Origin of the sequence: Pseudomonas fluorescens (assembly GCF_019212185.1) — a bacterium.
In the GTDB taxonomy this organism is placed as follows: domain Bacteria; phylum Pseudomonadota; class Gammaproteobacteria; order Pseudomonadales; family Pseudomonadaceae; genus Aquipseudomonas.
In genome coordinates, this window is the sequence record NZ_CP078138.1 from 2,529,911 (window position 1) to 2,545,067 (window position 15,157).

At 61.2% G+C, this 15,157-nt stretch carries 11 protein-coding genes and 1 pseudogene; 9 read left to right on the forward strand and 3 right to left on the reverse strand.

What is annotated here, in order from left to right; all coding sequences use genetic code 11:
- The first annotated feature begins 94 nt into the window (after nt 1-94).
- The 6 genes from KW062_RS11600 to KW062_RS11625 all read left to right on the forward strand — a co-directional run bounded on the left by KW062_RS11600 (nt 95) and on the right by KW062_RS11625 (nt 8,535).
- On the forward strand, nt 95-634 hold the full coding sequence (locus KW062_RS11600; protein WP_105756008.1) for a peptidylprolyl isomerase: 540 nt from the start codon (nt 95-97) through the stop codon (nt 632-634).
- A complete protein-coding gene (locus KW062_RS11605; protein ID WP_033866391.1) occupies nt 634-2,406 on the forward strand; it encodes an aminopeptidase P family protein in 1,773 nt (590 codons plus the stop codon). Before KW062_RS11600 ends, KW062_RS11605 begins: the two co-directional genes overlap by 1 nt.
- A gap of 160 nt (nt 2,407-2,566) precedes the next feature.
- Nucleotides 2,567-3,856 carry a purine-cytosine permease family protein gene (locus KW062_RS11610; protein ID WP_027620451.1) on the forward strand — a complete coding sequence of 430 codons (1,290 nt, stop codon included), beginning with the start codon at nt 2,567-2,569 and terminating at the stop codon, nt 3,854-3,856.
- 160 nt (nt 3,857-4,016) lie between these two features.
- On the forward strand, nt 4,017-4,730 hold the full coding sequence (locus KW062_RS11615) for a TorF family putative porin (protein ID WP_158261859.1): 714 nt from the start codon (nt 4,017-4,019) through the stop codon (nt 4,728-4,730).
- A 56-nt stretch (nt 4,731-4,786) separates the two neighbouring features.
- Entirely contained in the window at nt 4,787-6,838 is a 2,052-nt protein-coding gene (locus KW062_RS11620) for a hydantoinase/oxoprolinase family protein (protein WP_177433291.1), read from the forward strand.
- Complete coding sequence (locus tag KW062_RS11625) at nt 6,835-8,535, forward strand: hydantoinase B/oxoprolinase family protein (protein WP_027620448.1); 1,701 nt, start codon at nt 6,835-6,837, stop codon at nt 8,533-8,535. The genes KW062_RS11620 and KW062_RS11625 overlap by 4 nt, the downstream gene beginning before the upstream one ends.
- A gap of 94 nt (nt 8,536-8,629) precedes the next feature.
- Here the strand turns inward: KW062_RS11625 and KW062_RS11630 are convergent.
- A pseudogene (locus KW062_RS11630) lies at nt 8,630-8,819 on the reverse strand (alkene reductase); the annotation flags it as partial.
- On the reverse strand, nt 8,795-9,631 hold the full coding sequence (locus KW062_RS11635; RefSeq protein ID WP_327192035.1) for a type VI immunity family protein: 837 nt from the start codon (nt 9,629-9,631) through the stop codon (nt 8,795-8,797). The pseudogene KW062_RS11630 and the gene KW062_RS11635, both read right to left, overlap by 25 nt.
- Nucleotides 9,632-9,633: 2 nt before the next feature.
- Between KW062_RS11635 and KW062_RS11640 the strand changes: the two genes are divergently transcribed.
- Nucleotides 9,634-10,893, forward strand: coding sequence for an IS256 family transposase (locus KW062_RS11640; protein WP_105756142.1), 1,260 nt, complete (start codon nt 9,634-9,636; stop codon nt 10,891-10,893).
- A gap of 91 nt (nt 10,894-10,984) precedes the next feature.
- On the opposite strand, the gene KW062_RS11645 is transcribed toward KW062_RS11640, so the two are convergent.
- Nucleotides 10,985-11,503, reverse strand: coding sequence for an RNA polymerase factor sigma-70 (locus KW062_RS11645; RefSeq protein ID WP_105755639.1), 519 nt, complete (start codon nt 11,501-11,503; stop codon nt 10,985-10,987).
- 204 nt (nt 11,504-11,707) lie between these two features.
- On the opposite strand from KW062_RS11645, the gene KW062_RS11650 reads away from it, so the two are divergent.
- Together KW062_RS11650 and KW062_RS11655 are read left to right on the forward strand one after the other, a co-directional pair.
- Nucleotides 11,708-12,673 (forward strand): FecR family protein, encoded by a 966-nt coding sequence (locus tag KW062_RS11650; RefSeq protein ID WP_027620441.1) that lies wholly within the window; start codon nt 11,708-11,710, stop codon nt 12,671-12,673.
- Nucleotides 12,674-12,770: 97 nt separating this feature from the next.
- Nucleotides 12,771-15,146 (forward strand): TonB-dependent siderophore receptor, encoded by a 2,376-nt coding sequence (locus KW062_RS11655; protein ID WP_105755638.1) that lies wholly within the window; start codon nt 12,771-12,773, stop codon nt 15,144-15,146.
- The last annotated feature ends 11 nt before the right edge of the window (nt 15,147-15,157 follow it).

Here is a 15,157-nt window from a genome sequence, read left to right on the forward strand (position 1 = left end):
ATCCCGCAGCAAGTGCACGGCACACCGCCTATCTCAATCTTTTGCATTGCCGTCTTTGCCCACAATGGGGGTTTTCCCAAGGCAGAGAACAACCATGACTGCAACGGCATACGTCACCCTGGAAACCGTACTGGGCGCCTTCACCCTCGAGTTGTTTGGCCAGCAGGCACCGCTGACCACCGCGAATTTCCTGGCTTATGTGGACAGTGGTCGGTATGACGGCAGCAGCATTTTCCGCATCGTCAATCCGTCCAACCAGCAAGCGGAAGATCCTGTGCGCATCAATGTCGTGCACGGCGGCACGCGACCGCTGGCGGCGAGTAATTTGCCGATGATCGTGCTGGAAACCACCCTGCATACCGGCTTGCGCCACCGCCACGGCTGCTTGTCGATGGGCCGTGAGGAGGCCAACAGCGCCGAAGGTGATTTCTTCGTCTGCATCGGCGATCAACCGCACTTCGACCACGGCGGCGCGCGCCATCCGGACGGCCTGGGGTTTGCCGCGTTCGGACAGGTCTGCGCGGGCATGGAGGTGGTCGAAGCGATCTTTGCCCAGGCCGGGGCGCAGGAATACCTGGCACCTGAGGCGGAGATCGGCATCCTGCGCGCCTACCGTCAGCCACGAGGTGTGTAATGGGGCGCTGTGACTGGGTCCGAAAGCTAATGAGCGCGCGTCGCTACGACGCTTTTCTGCTACCGCGCAGTGATGCCTACCTCAACGAAGACCTGGCCCCGGCTGACGAAGCCTTGCATTGGCTGAGCGGTTTCACCGGTAGCGTCGGCCTGGCGGCGTTGACGCAGAAGGGCGCGGCGCTGCTGGTGGACGGCCGTTACACCGAGCAGGCCCGCCACGAGTGCCCGCGTTTCGAGACCCTGATGCTCGACGACAGCAGCCTGTTCGACTGGCTGCGCGGCCAGTTGCCTGCGGGCGCGACCATCGCCTGCGACGCCAGGCTGCACAGTATCGACGAGTGCGCCCGCTGGCAGGCCCTGGCGACGCAATCGGACTTCAACTGGCACGCGTCTGCGGATAATCCGGTGTACCAATCCTGGCGCAATCGCCCGGACGCACCCAACAGCCCGGTGCTGGCCTGGGCGCTGGAGTACGCCGGCATGACCGCGCAGGCCAAGCTCGATCAACTCACCGCCAGCGTGCGTGGCGCGCAGTGCGATGCCCTGTGGTTGCCGGCGCCGGACATGTTGGCCTGGCTGTTGAACGTGCGCGGCGGGGATATCGCCATCGCGCCATTGCCGTTCAGCAATGGTCTGCTGTACGCCGATGGTCGGCTGGACTGGTTCATCGATGCCGAGCGCCTGCAATTGCCCGAGGAGTGGCTGCCCGCTACGGTCTCCGTGCGTGCTCCGCGACGGCTTGAGCAATGCATCGCCGAGCTGCAGGGCCAGCGGGTGTGGATTGATCGGCGGATGTGTACGGCGGCGGTTTACCGTCAGTTCGAGTCCGCTGCCTGTGTCTTGCATGAGGCGCCCAATCCGCTGCTGCTCCAGCGGGCCTGCAAGCAACCGGCCGAGTTGTGCGGCAGCCGTGAAGCCCATCGCATCGATGGTCTGGCGCTGTGCCGCTTTCTCTATGAGTTTCACTGCCGCTGTGAGCGGTTTATCGGGCAGAGCGAATTGTCGATTGTCGAATCCCTGGAGGGCTGGCGTTCCCGGCATCCCGACTACCGGGGTGTGAGTTTCGAGACCATCGCGGCCACCGGTGCCAACGGCGCCCAACCCCATTACTTGCCCAAGCCGGGGCAGGCGGCAAAACTGCGGCGCGGCGAGTTGCTGCTGATCGATTCTGGCGGCCAATACACCCAGGGCACCACCGATGTGACCCGGGTCCTGGCCTGCAGCCCGCCGAGCGCCTGGCAACGTGAGCTCTACACCACGGTGCTGCGGGCTCATATCGCCCTCGCCAGTTGCCTGTTCCCGATGGGCACCAGCGGCCAACAGCTGGACAGCGTGGCGCGCCAGGTGATGTGGCGAGAGGGGCTGGACTACGGCCATGGCACAGGACACGGGGTGGGCAGCTACCTGCATGTGCATGAGGGCCCTCACCGGATTGCCCCCCACGCCAGCGCGGTGCCGCTGCAGGCGGGCATGGTCACCTCGATCGAACCGGGGGTTTATCTGCCAGGTGAACTGGGAATCCGCATCGAGAACCTCTACGAAGTCATCGAGGTCGAGGCGCATCCGGGATTCCTTGGGTTCCGCGTCCTGACCCTCGCGCCATTCGCCAATGAACTGATCGACCGCGAACGACTGAGTCCGGCCGAAGCCTGTTGGCTCGATGAGTATCACCGGACGGTTCAGGCCGCGTTGATCGACGCTTTGGAGCCAGACGTCGGCGCCTGGTTGCTGTGCCAGACCCAGCCGAACAACCTGCAGTTTCAGGGGCAATAACCGTTGATTGTTTTTCCTGGTCGGCGCAAAAGCGCAGTTTGATTTCGAGGGCGCTGGCACTATGTGTCCAGCGTTCGCGAGCGCCTCACTACAATTCTAATAATCGGTTTGCCTCCTGTTTATGGGCGGGAGAGCAGACATTGCCAGTCGAGAGGCGAGCATGAGCAGTACAGAAAATGTGATTCCCGATGGCTACGACCGCCGGCCCGTGCCCCAGTCCGAAACGGTCTCTGGCGTTGGTCTGGCGCTGATCACCTTTGGCATCGGGATGACCCTGCCGGTGTTCTGGCTCGGGGCCGACGTTACGCAGAAAGTCGGGTTCGCGAGCGCCGCGCTGATTTTCGCCGGGGTTTGCGGGGCGCTCGGTTTGCTCTGTGCATTGACCGCGATGGTCGGCGTGCGGACGCGGCTCAGCACCTATATGGTCCTGCAGTTTTCATTCGGTCGGCATGGCGCCAAGCTGATCAACCTGATCATGGCGGTGACCTTGCTGGGGTTCTATGCGGCCACCGCCGATATATTCGGCAGCACCGTGGCCAGCGCCTTGCAAAGTTCCTGGGATATCGTCACGCCGGCCTGGGTGCACAGCGTGTGGGGCAGTGTGCTGATGACCTTGATGGCGATCTATGGATTGCGCGGGCTGGATCGGCTGTCGATTGTCTCGGTGCCGCTGATGGCGCTGTTCATGTTGTTTGCCTTGTACCTCGGCGTGCAACGTGCGGCGCCCGGCCAGTTGGGCGGGTTCGTCGGGGCCGGCGACAGCCTGGCACTGGCTATTGCCAGCACCATCGGCATGGTGGTGCTGACACCCGTCCTGATGCCCGACTTCACCCGTTACGCCCGTACTGAACGTGACGCCTTGATCGCTATTCTGGGCATGGTCATCGGCTTTCCCTTTGTGCTGATTGTCGGCGGCTTGTTGTCGATCATCACCGGCCAAAGCGAAATCATGCTGATCATGGCGAGCCTCGGCGTGCTGCTGCCGGCGCTGGCCGTGCTGGTGTTCTCCACCTGGATCACCAACACCGCGAATCTGTATTCGGCGACGCTGACCCTGGCGACCGTCAGCCGCACCCCGAGCTGGAAACTGACCGTGGCAGGCAGCGTGCTGGCGACGGGCTTGGCCGTGGGTGGCTTCATGAGCCATTTCCTCGATTTCGTGATGACCCTGAGCATCGTGATCCCGCCATTGGCAAGCATCTATGTCGCGGATTTCTTTGTGGTCCGCCAGCAACGCTACGACGTCGATGCGCTGGCGCAGTCCGGCGCCTTCGGTTGGCCGGCACTGGTCAGTTGGGCCTTGGCCAGCCTGGTCGCCTGGATGACCACCTTTGCCGGCTGGACCCTGACCACGCAGCCGACACTGGACTCTCTGCTGGTGGCCCTGGTCGCGTACCTGCTGCTGCAGCGCTTGAGCCGCGTTTCCACGGTTGCGCCCTCGCACTCGTAAGTCGCCAACCCCTTAGCCAATGCGTTGACCCGGAACAAGCCGGGAGGGCGAAGCCATGTCTGTTTTTACTCAAGCGAACACTGCGTTTGCCGGGCGCGCTCGCCTTTTGTCTGCACGGTTCAACGCCGATAAAACCATAAGAAATTCAGGAGCAGTTTCAATGAAGATCATCCGACTCATAGCCCTGGCCGCACTCGGCTGCAGTGGTGCCGCTCAGGCGCAGGTGTCCAGCACGGTGGCCCTGACCACTGAATACCAGGTGCGCGGCATCGGCTACTCCGGCAACGATCCGGCATTGAGCATGAGCCTGGACTGGGCCGGCGAGAATGGCGTGTTCGTCGGCGCCTGGGCGTCAAACACCGACAGCTTCGCCAGCGGCGATCCCTACGACGATGGCGCGAATATCGAGATCGACTTCTACGGTGGTTACAACGGCCAACTGGAAAACGGCTTGCGCTACGGCGTGATCGGCTACTACTACACCTTCCCGTCAACCAATTACAACATCAACTACCCGGAGATCGGCGTCAGCCTTGGCTACGGCAACTTCAATGCCTATGCCTATTACTCCAACGACATGATCAGCACCTCGCAGTCGTCGCAGTACCTGGCGGCCGACTACACCTTCAACTTGCCGTATCAAGTCGACCTGTCGTTGATGGCCGGGCACTCCTTTGGCGAGTACTTCCGCCAGACCGAACTGACCGGCGCCCATGAATACTCGAACTGGGAAGTCGCACTGAAACGCAGCTTTGGCCCGATCAATACCAAACTGAGTTGGGTCGATACGGACCTGTCGGGGCGTTACTACAACGATGGCGAGTACCTGCGCAACGACGGCCGTCTGATCTTCACTGTTTCCCACACCTTTTGAGACAACAGCCGGCGGCCCCGCGGCTGGCCGGCTTCTGCGTGATTGCCGGAGGACTTATGACAATCCGTGTGGCTACCGATATCGGTGGCACTTTTACTGACCTGGTTTACCTGGAAAACGGCGTGATCAACGCGGTGAAGGCCGACACCACACCGCCTAACTTCGAACAGGGGCTGCTCAACGCCGTCGCCAAAAGTGGCGTCAGTTACGCCGATATCGAATTCTTCGCCCATGGCTCGACGGTGGTGATCAACACCCTGACCGAACGCAAGGGCGTCAAGACCGCCTTGCTGACCACCCGAGGCTTTCGCGATGTGCTGGAAATTGCCCGGGGCAACACACCGGATATTTTTAACACCTACTACCGCAAGCCACCGCCTTTCGTGCCGCGGCACCTGCGCGTGGAAATCAGCGAGCGCCTGAACTATCGCGGTGAAGTCGTCACCCCGCTGGACCTCGAGGGCCTGCCGGCAATCCTCGCCACCTTGCGCGAAGAGGGCGTCGAGGCGATCGCGATCTGCCTGCTGCATGCCTACTGCAACCCCGCGCATGAAGCGCAATTGATGACCGCCGTCAGCGAGTTGTGGCCGCAGGTGGCGGTGATCGCGTCCCATCAGGTCAGCCGCGCACTGCGTGAATATGAGCGCACCAACACCACGGTGCTGTCGGCGTATGTGATGCCGGCCACCCGCGACTACCTGGACAACCTGTCGACGCATCTGACCGACAACGGTCTGCAATCGGCGCCCTTCATCATGAAGTCCAACGGTGGCATTTCCCCGGTCAAGGCCGCCAAGCAGGACCCCATCAGCCTGGTGGAGTCCGGCCCGGTGGGCGGCATCCTCGGGGCGCAGGCTTACGGCCAGTTGATCGGCGAACAGCAGTTGTTGGCCCTGGACATCGGCGGCACCACCGCCAAGTGCTCGCTGATCCACGATGGCAAGGTCGAGATCAGCAACGATTACGTGATCGAGAAAACCGCGATCAGTGCCGGTTACCCGATCATGACCCCGGTGGTGGACATCGTTGAAATCGGCAATGGCGGCGGCAGCCTGGCCTGGGTCGATGCCGCCGGCAGCCTGCGGGTCGGCCCGCAAAGTGCCGGCTCCACGCCAGGGCCGGTGGCCTATGGTCGCGGCGGCCTGGCGCCGACCACCACCGACGCCAACCTCTACACCGGGCGGATAAATCCCGATGACTTCGCCGGTGGCGAAATCCAGCCGGACATCGACGGCGTGCATGCAGCCTTCGCTCGGCTCGGGGAGCAAATCGGCGTCTCGGCCAAGCTGCTGGCCCATGGCGTATTGCAGATTGCCAACGCCAACATGGTCAACGCGTTGAAGCTGATTTCGGTCAACCGTGGCCACGATCCACGGGATTTCGCGCTGATGGCCTTCGGCGGCGGCGGAGCCTTGCATGCCACCGCCCTGGCAGCCGAGCTGGGGATCCCGAAAGTCATCATTCCGCCCTTCGCCGGGGTGTTTTCGGCCTGGGGGATGCTGATGCTCGATTCGCGACGCGATTACATCCAGACCCACCTGCAACGTCTCGATGAGCAGGGGCTGCCCAGTTTGATCGGGGCTTTTACCGCACTGCAGGCGACGGCCGAAACGCAGTTTGCCGACGACGGCATGACACGCGACAAGCTGCGCTTCGAATGGCACATCGACGCCCGCTACAACGGTCAGGAACACACGGTCAAAGTCGTCCTCGATGAGCTGCAACTGGCGTCAATCATCGAGCGCTTCCACGCACAGCATGAACAGGCCTACACCTTCCGCCTGGAACTGCCGATCGAGGTGGTCAACCTGCACCTGGTGGCTTTCGGCGAAGTCCCGAAATCACCCATGGCGCCGATCGGCGTGAGCACCGGAGCCTCAGCCGAAACCGCGTTAAGTGGCCGGCGCTGGGTCGAGTTCGAGCCCGAGCAAGCGGTGCAGACCGCGCTTTATCAACGCTCGGCGCTGCTCAGCGGGATGCGCATCGAAGGCCCGGCGATCATCGAAGAGGCGACCACCACCACCGTCGTCCGTCCGAGCGATCGCCTTGAAGTCGACCCCTACGGCGGTCTTCACATCCATATCAACGTGCAGGAGGTGTCGGCATGAGCAACGCCAATCCATTTACCCGCGAAATCATCAAGAACGCCCTGGTGGCGATTGGCGAAGAGATGTTCATTGCCCTCAAACGCACCAGCATGAGCCCGATCATCTACGAGGCGCTGGACTATGGCATTGGCCTCACTGATGCGCGAGGCCAGTTGATCTCCCAGGGCAACGGCATTCCGGGGTTTATCGGCACGCTGGATGGCGCGGTGCGCAGCGTGATGGAGAAATTTGCTCTGGAAGATATTCTCCCGGGCGACATGTTCATCACCAACGACCCTTACGGCGGCGGTGGCACCCACCTTTCGGACGTGTCGATGATCATGCCGGTGTTCCATCAGGAACGGCTGATCGCCTGGACGGCGAACAAGGCGCACTGGACCGAGGTCGGCGGCAAGGACCCGGGCAGCTTCAGCTCCGACGCCTCGGAGATTTACCAGGAAGGCTTGCAGTTTCCCACCGTGCGCATCTACGACAGGGGCCGGATCAACCAGGCCGTGGTCGACATCATTGCCGCCAACGTGCGCCTGCCGGAAATGACCCTGGGCGACCTGCATGCCTGCGCCGCAGCGTTGCGCGTGGGCGAACGGCGGTTGCTGTCGATCGTCGCCAAGTATGGCGAGGAGACCACCCTGGACGCCATCGAACGCCTGCTCGAGCACGGCGAGGCGATGACCCTGGCGGCCTTTGCCGACCTGCCCAAAGGGGTGTTCCATGCCGAGGACGTGATCGATGAAGATGGCCTGGGCAACGGTCCGTTCACTGTCAAAGTCAGGGTCGAAATCAGCGAGGGCCGCTTCGTCGCCGACTTCACCGGCTCAAGCCTGCAAGCCCAGGGGCCGATCAACAACACCCTGTGCGGCCTGCAGTCGGCAGTGCGCGAAGTGTTCATGGGCGTCGTGCGCCCAGGCATCGCCGCCAACGCCGGCTGCTTCCGCCCCATCGAAGTCATCTGCCCACCCGGCACCATCTGCACCGCCCAGCGTCCTGCACCGGTGTCGGCCTACTTCGAGTCAATGGTCGCAGCCGCCGACGTGATTCGTCGGGCACTGGCGCAGGTCTTGCCGGACCGCCTGATCGCCGGACAACTGGGTTCCGTGTGCTCCATGGTCCTCAACGGCCGTCACTCCGAGACCAACGATGAATACCTGCTGGTGCAGCCCTTGGTCGGCGGCTGGGGCGCCGGGCACGACAAGGACGGCGAGAGCGGCCAGTTCTGCGTGGGTAACGGCGAGACCAGCAACATTCCCGTCGAGTTGACCGAGCGTTGTTATGAAGTGCTGGTGGAGCGCTATGGCTTTCATCAGGAAGACGGCGGTGCGGGCCGTCACCGGGGTGGCCGAGGCGTCACGCTCGACTACCGGATCCTGTCGCCCAGGGCCTGGGTGTCGACCTTCTTCGGCCGGGGTATTACGCCGCCGTGGGGCATCGACGCCGGGCATGAGGGCTCGTGTAACTATGCCGAGGTTATCCGCGCAAAAGGGTCGACCGAACGCTTTAGCCGCGCTAATCGGGTGGCGTTGGAAAGGGGTGATTTGCTGCGGCTGGTGACGGCCAATGGCGGCGGCTGGGGGCCGGCGAAAGAGCGGAGTGTGGCGGCGGTTTTGGAGGATGTGAAGAACGGGTATATCTCGGGGGAGCAGGCGCGGCGGGATTATTCGGTACAGATGTCTGCAGGGGAGGGTAGCGCCGGGGTTTGATTGTCAAGGGCGGGATACACCGAACGCGACAGGAAAATTTATCCATTGCGTTCGGCATCGGTGTCACCCCACGGCTCGTGGACAGACTATCGAATCAAAGCGACGCGTCCGCTTGATAGGCGGGATAGTCGGTGTAGCCACGGGTGACGGCGCCGTTGACGCCATAGAACGATCGTGCGATCGCCCTCAGCCAACGGCCAGTCGTGCCGCATGCGTTCGACCAGGTCCGGGTTGGCGATGAAGGGGCGACCGAAGGCAATCAGGTCCCGATTGCCGCCGACAAGGCGTCTAGCGTGTCCAGCAGGAAGCGCTGACGGTTGGCCTGGGAGTTGTTGGATTTGTCGTCAGAGTTTCGGTTGAGGAATGCATCAAACATCTGCTTGCTGGCATCTAACCGCTGTTGTTCCTCCATCGATACACGGCGGAAGAATGGTGAAGGCTTGGGCTTCGGGCTGTCTTTGGGGAGGTCGAAGCGGCGCATCCATTGGTTGCTGGTACGCTCGTTGAGCCGTATTTCACCGGCAATCGAGCCGTAATGCAGTGAGCCGATATTGTTGACGCGCAATGGTTTGAGTACTTCATTGACCATCACATACAACTCCGGACGTGGATCGATAGTGGCTTTGCCTAAAGCTGGCCAGTTTCCGGCACGAAAAATCGTGCCCCACTCGTAAGGCAGGACGCCTATGCGTACGTCATCAAGTTGGGTAAGTAGATCCTCGGTTGTGCCTAACTTGCTGACCCAGTGGTGAGCCAGGTAGGTGTACCAGTTGAGGTTGGTGTAGCCGGTGCGCCATTTTTTATTGCCGCTAGGTGAGCATAGGTCTACACCTCGGTATTCTTGTATGAGTTCGTACTCAATGTGCTGGTAATTTTCCCATTCGTAGCTGTGCTGAATACCTAGCCCCGCAGCACCGTGCAGTGGACGTAAAATATTGCACAGTGAAAAAATCAAGGTTTCAAAATTTTGTTTTCCCGCGCCTTTCAGTTCATTAATTGGAAGGTAAAGTCTTACGATTGTAATTGATTGGTGAACTTGCTCGCTGGGGGGTGTCAGAAATTTTGTGTTCGGGCATAACATGAGTAAGAGGTGCATGTATGCCAACCAAAAAGAAATCTGAGCGCCAACCGGTGCGGGAGCTGCCGAAGCTTCCAAAGGAACTGCTGGATCAACTCCCTCAAACACTGATGACCGCTGAGGCGATCGAAGAGGCTTCTGCGGCCTTCAAGAAAGCGCTGATTGAACGCGCCCTAAATGCCGAGCTTGGCCACCATTTGGGTTATCCATCGGGCGCGCAGCGCCCGGAGGACGAAACCAACCAGCGCAACGGCAAGAGCGGCAAGACGGTGCTCACCGGCGATGGCCCGATACGCCTGGATATTCCGCGCGACCGCAACGGCAGTTTCTCGCCGATTCTGATCCCCAAGCATGAGCGCCGTTATACCGGTTTCGATGACAAGATCATCGCCATGTACGCCCGTGGAATGACGGTCAGAGAGATTCGTGCGTTTCTTTCTGAGCAGTACAGCACGGACGTCTCGCCCGATTTCATCAGCTCTGTGACCGACGAGGTCATGGAAGAGATTGGCGCGTGGCAACAGCGCCCGCTGGAGCCGATGTACCCGGTCATTTTCTTTGATGCGCTACGGGTGAAGATCCGCGAAGAAGGCTTGGTACGCAACAAGGCCATTTACCTGGCGTTGGGTGTTTTACCCGACGGGACGCGCGATATCCTGGGCATCTGGATCGAGAACACCGAGGGTGCGAAGTTCTGGATGAAGGTGTTCAACGACCTCAAAACGCGAGGCGTCGAGGACGTGCTGATTGCCGTGACCGATGGCCTCAAGGGCATGCCAGAGGCCCTCAGCGCAGTGTTTCCAGAAACAACACTGCAGACATGCATTGTGCATCTGATTCGCAACAGCCTGGACTACGCGGCTTGGGACAAGCGTCGAGCACTGGCCAAGGCGCTGAAGCCGATTTATCAGGCCATCAACGCAGAAGCGGCTGAGCAGGCCTTGGATGAGTTTGAAAACGGGCCTTGGGGCAAACAGTATCCAACGGTCGTGGCCGCCTGGAGACGCGCTTGGGATCGAGTGATTCCATTCTTTGTTTTCCCGCCCGCCATCCGGAAGGTGATCTATACCACCAACGCGATTGAGAGCATCAATGCTCAGCTACGTAAGATCATAAAGACCCGTGGCCACTTCCCGAACGACGATGCAGCGACCAAACTGATCTGGTTGGGGCTACGAAACATCACGGCAAACTGGGGTTCAGCGGCCCATGACTGGAAAAGTGCGATGAATCAATTTGCGATTCTGTACGGAGATCGGTTCATCAGGCCGACCTGGTGAAAATCAGGGCCTGCCTGACGGCAGGCCATTACCGGCCCGCACACAAAAAAACTGACAGTCCCGCTCGCTGATCTCAACCAACCCCACCCCCTCAAAGCACCCGCCGCCGACAATGCAAAACCGCCTCACTGATCATCCCATGCACCAACGCCGGCGAAACGCCCAAAATCCGCGCAATCTCATTCTGCTTCATCCCATGAATCCGGCACATTTCAAACGCATACCGCGTACGCTCCGGCAGATCCGACAGCGCGCCGCAAACCCTCTCCAGCACCTGCTGATCCGACACCAACGCTTCCGGCGTTTCCGCCTGGGGGCCGGACACTTCGCTGCTGTCGTCGTCGTGGGCGATCAGGCGTTCTTCGAATTGGCGGCGGCGGTAGTGGTCGATCGACAGGTTGCGCACGATGCGGGTGAGGTAGGAGGCTTGGGAGCGGATTGGGCCGCTGGCGTCGGCTTCGCCCATTTTCAGGAAGGCTTCGTGGACGATGTCTTCGGCGTGGCTGCGGCAGCCGGTGATGCGCGCGGCGAGTGCAATCAGGCGTAGGCGCCGCTCGAAGAACACTTCCAGCAATTGGGAGCCGCTCCCCGCCGTACTGGGCTTTTGCATGGTGCACCTGGGTTGTTTTTATGAATCAGCCAGCGAGGGGTGGGAATTTATTCTTATTAAGAATTATTTGCAATCAGTCCTCCGGGCAGATCAGCCTAAATGCCATCATTCAACGCTTAAGGCGCTCACAGCCTGGTGTTGGAACTGGACTCAAACCGCCGGACATGGAGTAAGCTTGGCGAAATTTTCTGTCTACCCGCCAAGATGACCCATCCTTCCAGCCCGCAGAAATCCACTGATGAAATCGCCGCCGACTGGTGTGTGCGCCTGCATTTTGGCGAGAGCACGGCGGCCGATCGTGCCGAGTTTCGGCGTTGGCATGACGCGGATCCGTCCCATGCGGCGGAGTACGCGAACATGTGCCGGATCTGGCAGGTCAGCGAGCAACTGCCCGCCACATTCGAGGTCGAACGCTCGGAGCGCTCGCGTTGGCGCGGGCCTTTGCCGTTGCTGGCGCGCGCGGCGGTGCTGGTGGCTGCAGTGGGTGCCATTTGGGGGGCAGGGTGGTCGGCGGGCGTGCTGCCAGGCAGTGTTCGCTACTACATGGCGCAGGAAGTCCGGCGCTCGGTGCAGTTGCCGGATCACAGCCAGGTGCAACTCAATCAGCGCACGGGTCTGGTCTATCTCGGTTTTCGCGATCAGCGCCAGGTACTGCTGCGCGATGGCGAGGCGTTTTTCGATGTGCAGCGCGACTTTGACAAGCCGTTTGTGATTCGCGCCGATAACGCCGATGTCAGGGTTACCGGGACTCACTTCAACGTCTGGACCGGGCCGGAGCAAACCACGGTGACCGTCACCGAAGGTTCGGTACTGGCTTCGCGCAGTGAAGGCAGCAGCGACAATAATCAGGGGGCCGTGCTCACCGCCGGCATGCAAGCGGCGTTCAGCCCGGAGCAAATGGTCCAGCTAGCGCGCATTGATCCGTCCCGGGCCGCGGCCTGGCGCGAGGGCAAGCTGATGCTCGATGACGTCAGCGTGCGCGACGCACTGCCGCTGATCAATCGCTACCTCGACGTGCCGTTGCAGCTGGCGACCAGCGATGTCGGCGACCTGCGCTTCGGCGGCACCTATGACACCGCCGAGCTGGCGCAATTGGTCAGCGCGCTGCCGAAAATCCTCCCGGTCAACGTGCGCCACACGGATCAAGCGACGCTGCTGTTGCGCCGCTGAAACCGGTCCTGTGAATTTCTTTTCAGTGATTTGCTGAACAAATCACCCGCTCATTCGTCGATCCGGCATGCCCTTAAATCACGCCACCGGAAGCACTATGAGCGCCTATCCACTGAATCGACCCGCCCTGCGTCTGCGCACCTGCATCGCCGCCATCCTCGGCCTGACACTGCTGACCGCCGTGCCGGCAATCGCCGCCCCGGTCCAGGTCAACATCCCTTCGCAGGCACTGTCGTCGGCGCTTGCCGATCTGGCCCGGCAGGCCAATCTGCAGATCATCTACAGCCAGGACACAGTGTCTGGCATTCGCAGTCGTGACGTCGCCGGCGCGATGGAGCCGGAGGCGGCGCTGCGGCAGTTGCTGGGCGGGGCGAAGATTGTCTATCAGATCGATGGCAATCACGTGACCTTGCAGGGCAGCAGTGAGGGTTCAGTGATGGCCTTGCCGGCAACCAGCGTCGTTGGCCAGGCCTACAGCTCCGTGGACCCCAACGACGGCTATGTCGCCACCCGCGCGTCGGCGGGCACCAAGACCGACACACCGCTGGTTGAAACGCCGTATTCGGTGTCGGTGGTCACCCGCGAGCAGATTGAAGCCCAGCAGCCGAAGACCGTCGCCCAGGCGCTGCGGTATACGCCGGGGGTCAATGCCGAAATTGCCGGCCCGCAGTTCGTCACCGATCAGTTGACCATTCGGGGCTTTCAGCAGGGCACCGGGCGCATGTTGCGTGACGGTACGCGCACTTTCCTGCCCGATTTTCTCGGCTGGGACGCCCCCGAGCCTTACGGCCTGGAACGCATCGAGGTGCTGCGGGGTGCCAGTTCGGTGCTCTACGGCGCCTCCGACCCGGGCGGACAGATCAACCTGGTGACCAAGCGGCCGACGCTCGAGCCGCTGCATGAAGTGCAGTTGCAGATGGGCAACCAGAACTACCAGCAGGGCGCCTTTGACCTGGGCGATGCGCTGGACGAGGAGGGCATCTGGAGTTACCGGCTGACGGGGCTGTTCCGCGAGGGTGATGCGCAGACCGAGCACATCACCAACCGTCGTCAGTACATCGCCCCCGCCATCAGCTACCGGCCCAGCGACAACACCGAGCTGACCTTCCTCGGCGAGTACCAGAAACAGACCGGCAACTTCGCCAACCCGTTGCCGGCCCAGGGCACGGTGTTTCGCGATCCCCGTGGACGCCTGGACCGTGACACCTACGTCGGCGACACCGCCTATGACTTCATGACCAACGAAAAGACCTCGTTGGGCTACGTCTTCGAGCACCACTTCGACGAAGTCTGGACTGCGCGGCAGAACCTGCGTTACAGCGACTACCGTCAAGCCAGTTCCGAAATCGCCATCTTCGGACCGGTGGGCGACCAGTACTCACGCTACAACGATCAACGCCAGGGCGACGGGCATCTGTTCACCATGGACAACCAGATTCAGGCCAACTTCGCCACGGGCCCGCTGGAACACACGCTGTTGACCGGCGTCGACTACAACAACGGCACGTTTGATCAGGACCAAGCGCTGAACTTCATCCTCGAAAGCTTTGACGCGTTCAACCCGGTCAACGGCCAGCCACTGACGTTCGTGCCGTTCAGTGCCAGCAGCTATGAACAGAAAATGTCGCAGACCGGTGTCTACCTGCAGGACCAATTGAAGGTCGACCAGTGGGTGTTCCTCCTCGGCGGTCGTTACGATTGGGCCAGCAACCAGAAGGACGATCGCGCACCGCAAACCCAGAAGGATGAGAAGTTCAGCGGTCGCGCCGGCATTGTCTACCTCTTCGAGAATGGCCTGGCACCCTATGCCAGCTACAGCGAATCGTTCCTGCCGGTGATGGGGGTGACCGCAAACAACTCGCAGCTGGATCCGGAAATCGGCAAGCAATACGAAGTCGGTCTCAAGTACGAGCCGCCGGGCAGCAACAGCCTCTACACCATTGCCTGGTTCGACCTCACCAAAGAGAACGCCACGGAGAGCGTCAACGGCTTCTCCCGCCAGGAAGGTGAAGTGCGTTCCCAGGGTATCGAGTTGGAGGCCAAGACTGAAATCACCGAGGGTTTCAACCTGATCGGCAGCTACACCTGGAACGATGTCGAAGTCACCCAATCGGACGTCGGCAACAAGGGCAATACGCCGTTCCGGGTACCCGAGCACATGGCGTCGCTGTGGGGCGACTACATCGTCCAGAGTGGCGCATTGGCCGGCTTGCGCCTGGGGGCGGGGACCCGTTACGTGGGCATCACCTTCGGTGATTCGGCCAACAGTTTCAAAGTCGACAGCTACACCGTGGTCGACGCACTGGTCGGCTACCAGTTGGGTAAGCTCGATGCCTCACTGGACGGCATGGAAGTTTCGTTGAATGCCACTAACCTGTTCGACGAAGAGTATGTGGCCGGTTGCTTCAGCAATGTTGGCTGCCAATACGGACAGCAGCGCACGGTCTACGGTACCGTGAGTTACAACTGGTAAGCCGAGTACGA

Bases quoted from the DNA above. Each gene is read 5' to 3' on its own strand.
- KW062_RS11600 (WP_105756008.1), top strand. From the start codon at position 95: ATGACTGCAACGGCATACGTCACCCTGGAAACCGTACTGGGCGCCTTC.
- KW062_RS11605 (WP_033866391.1), top strand. From the start codon at position 634: ATGGGGCGCTGTGACTGGGTCCGAAAGCTAATGAGCGCGCGTCGCTAC.
- KW062_RS11610 (WP_027620451.1), top strand. From the start codon at position 2,567: ATGAGCAGTACAGAAAATGTGATTCCCGATGGCTACGACCGCCGGCCC.
- KW062_RS11615 (WP_158261859.1), top strand. From the start codon at position 4,017: ATGAAGATCATCCGACTCATAGCCCTGGCCGCACTCGGCTGCAGTGGT.
- KW062_RS11620 (WP_177433291.1), top strand. From the start codon at position 4,787: ATGACAATCCGTGTGGCTACCGATATCGGTGGCACTTTTACTGACCTG.
- KW062_RS11625 (WP_027620448.1), top strand. From the start codon at position 6,835: ATGAGCAACGCCAATCCATTTACCCGCGAAATCATCAAGAACGCCCTG.
- KW062_RS11635 (WP_327192035.1), bottom strand. From the start codon at position 9,631: ATGCACCTCTTACTCATGTTATGCCCGAACACAAAATTTCTGACACCC.
- KW062_RS11640 (WP_105756142.1), top strand. From the start codon at position 9,634: ATGCCAACCAAAAAGAAATCTGAGCGCCAACCGGTGCGGGAGCTGCCG.
- KW062_RS11645 (WP_105755639.1), bottom strand. From the start codon at position 11,503: ATGCAAAAGCCCAGTACGGCGGGGAGCGGCTCCCAATTGCTGGAAGTG.
- KW062_RS11650 (WP_027620441.1), top strand. From the start codon at position 11,708: ATGACCCATCCTTCCAGCCCGCAGAAATCCACTGATGAAATCGCCGCC.
- KW062_RS11655 (WP_105755638.1), top strand. From the start codon at position 12,771: ATGAGCGCCTATCCACTGAATCGACCCGCCCTGCGTCTGCGCACCTGC.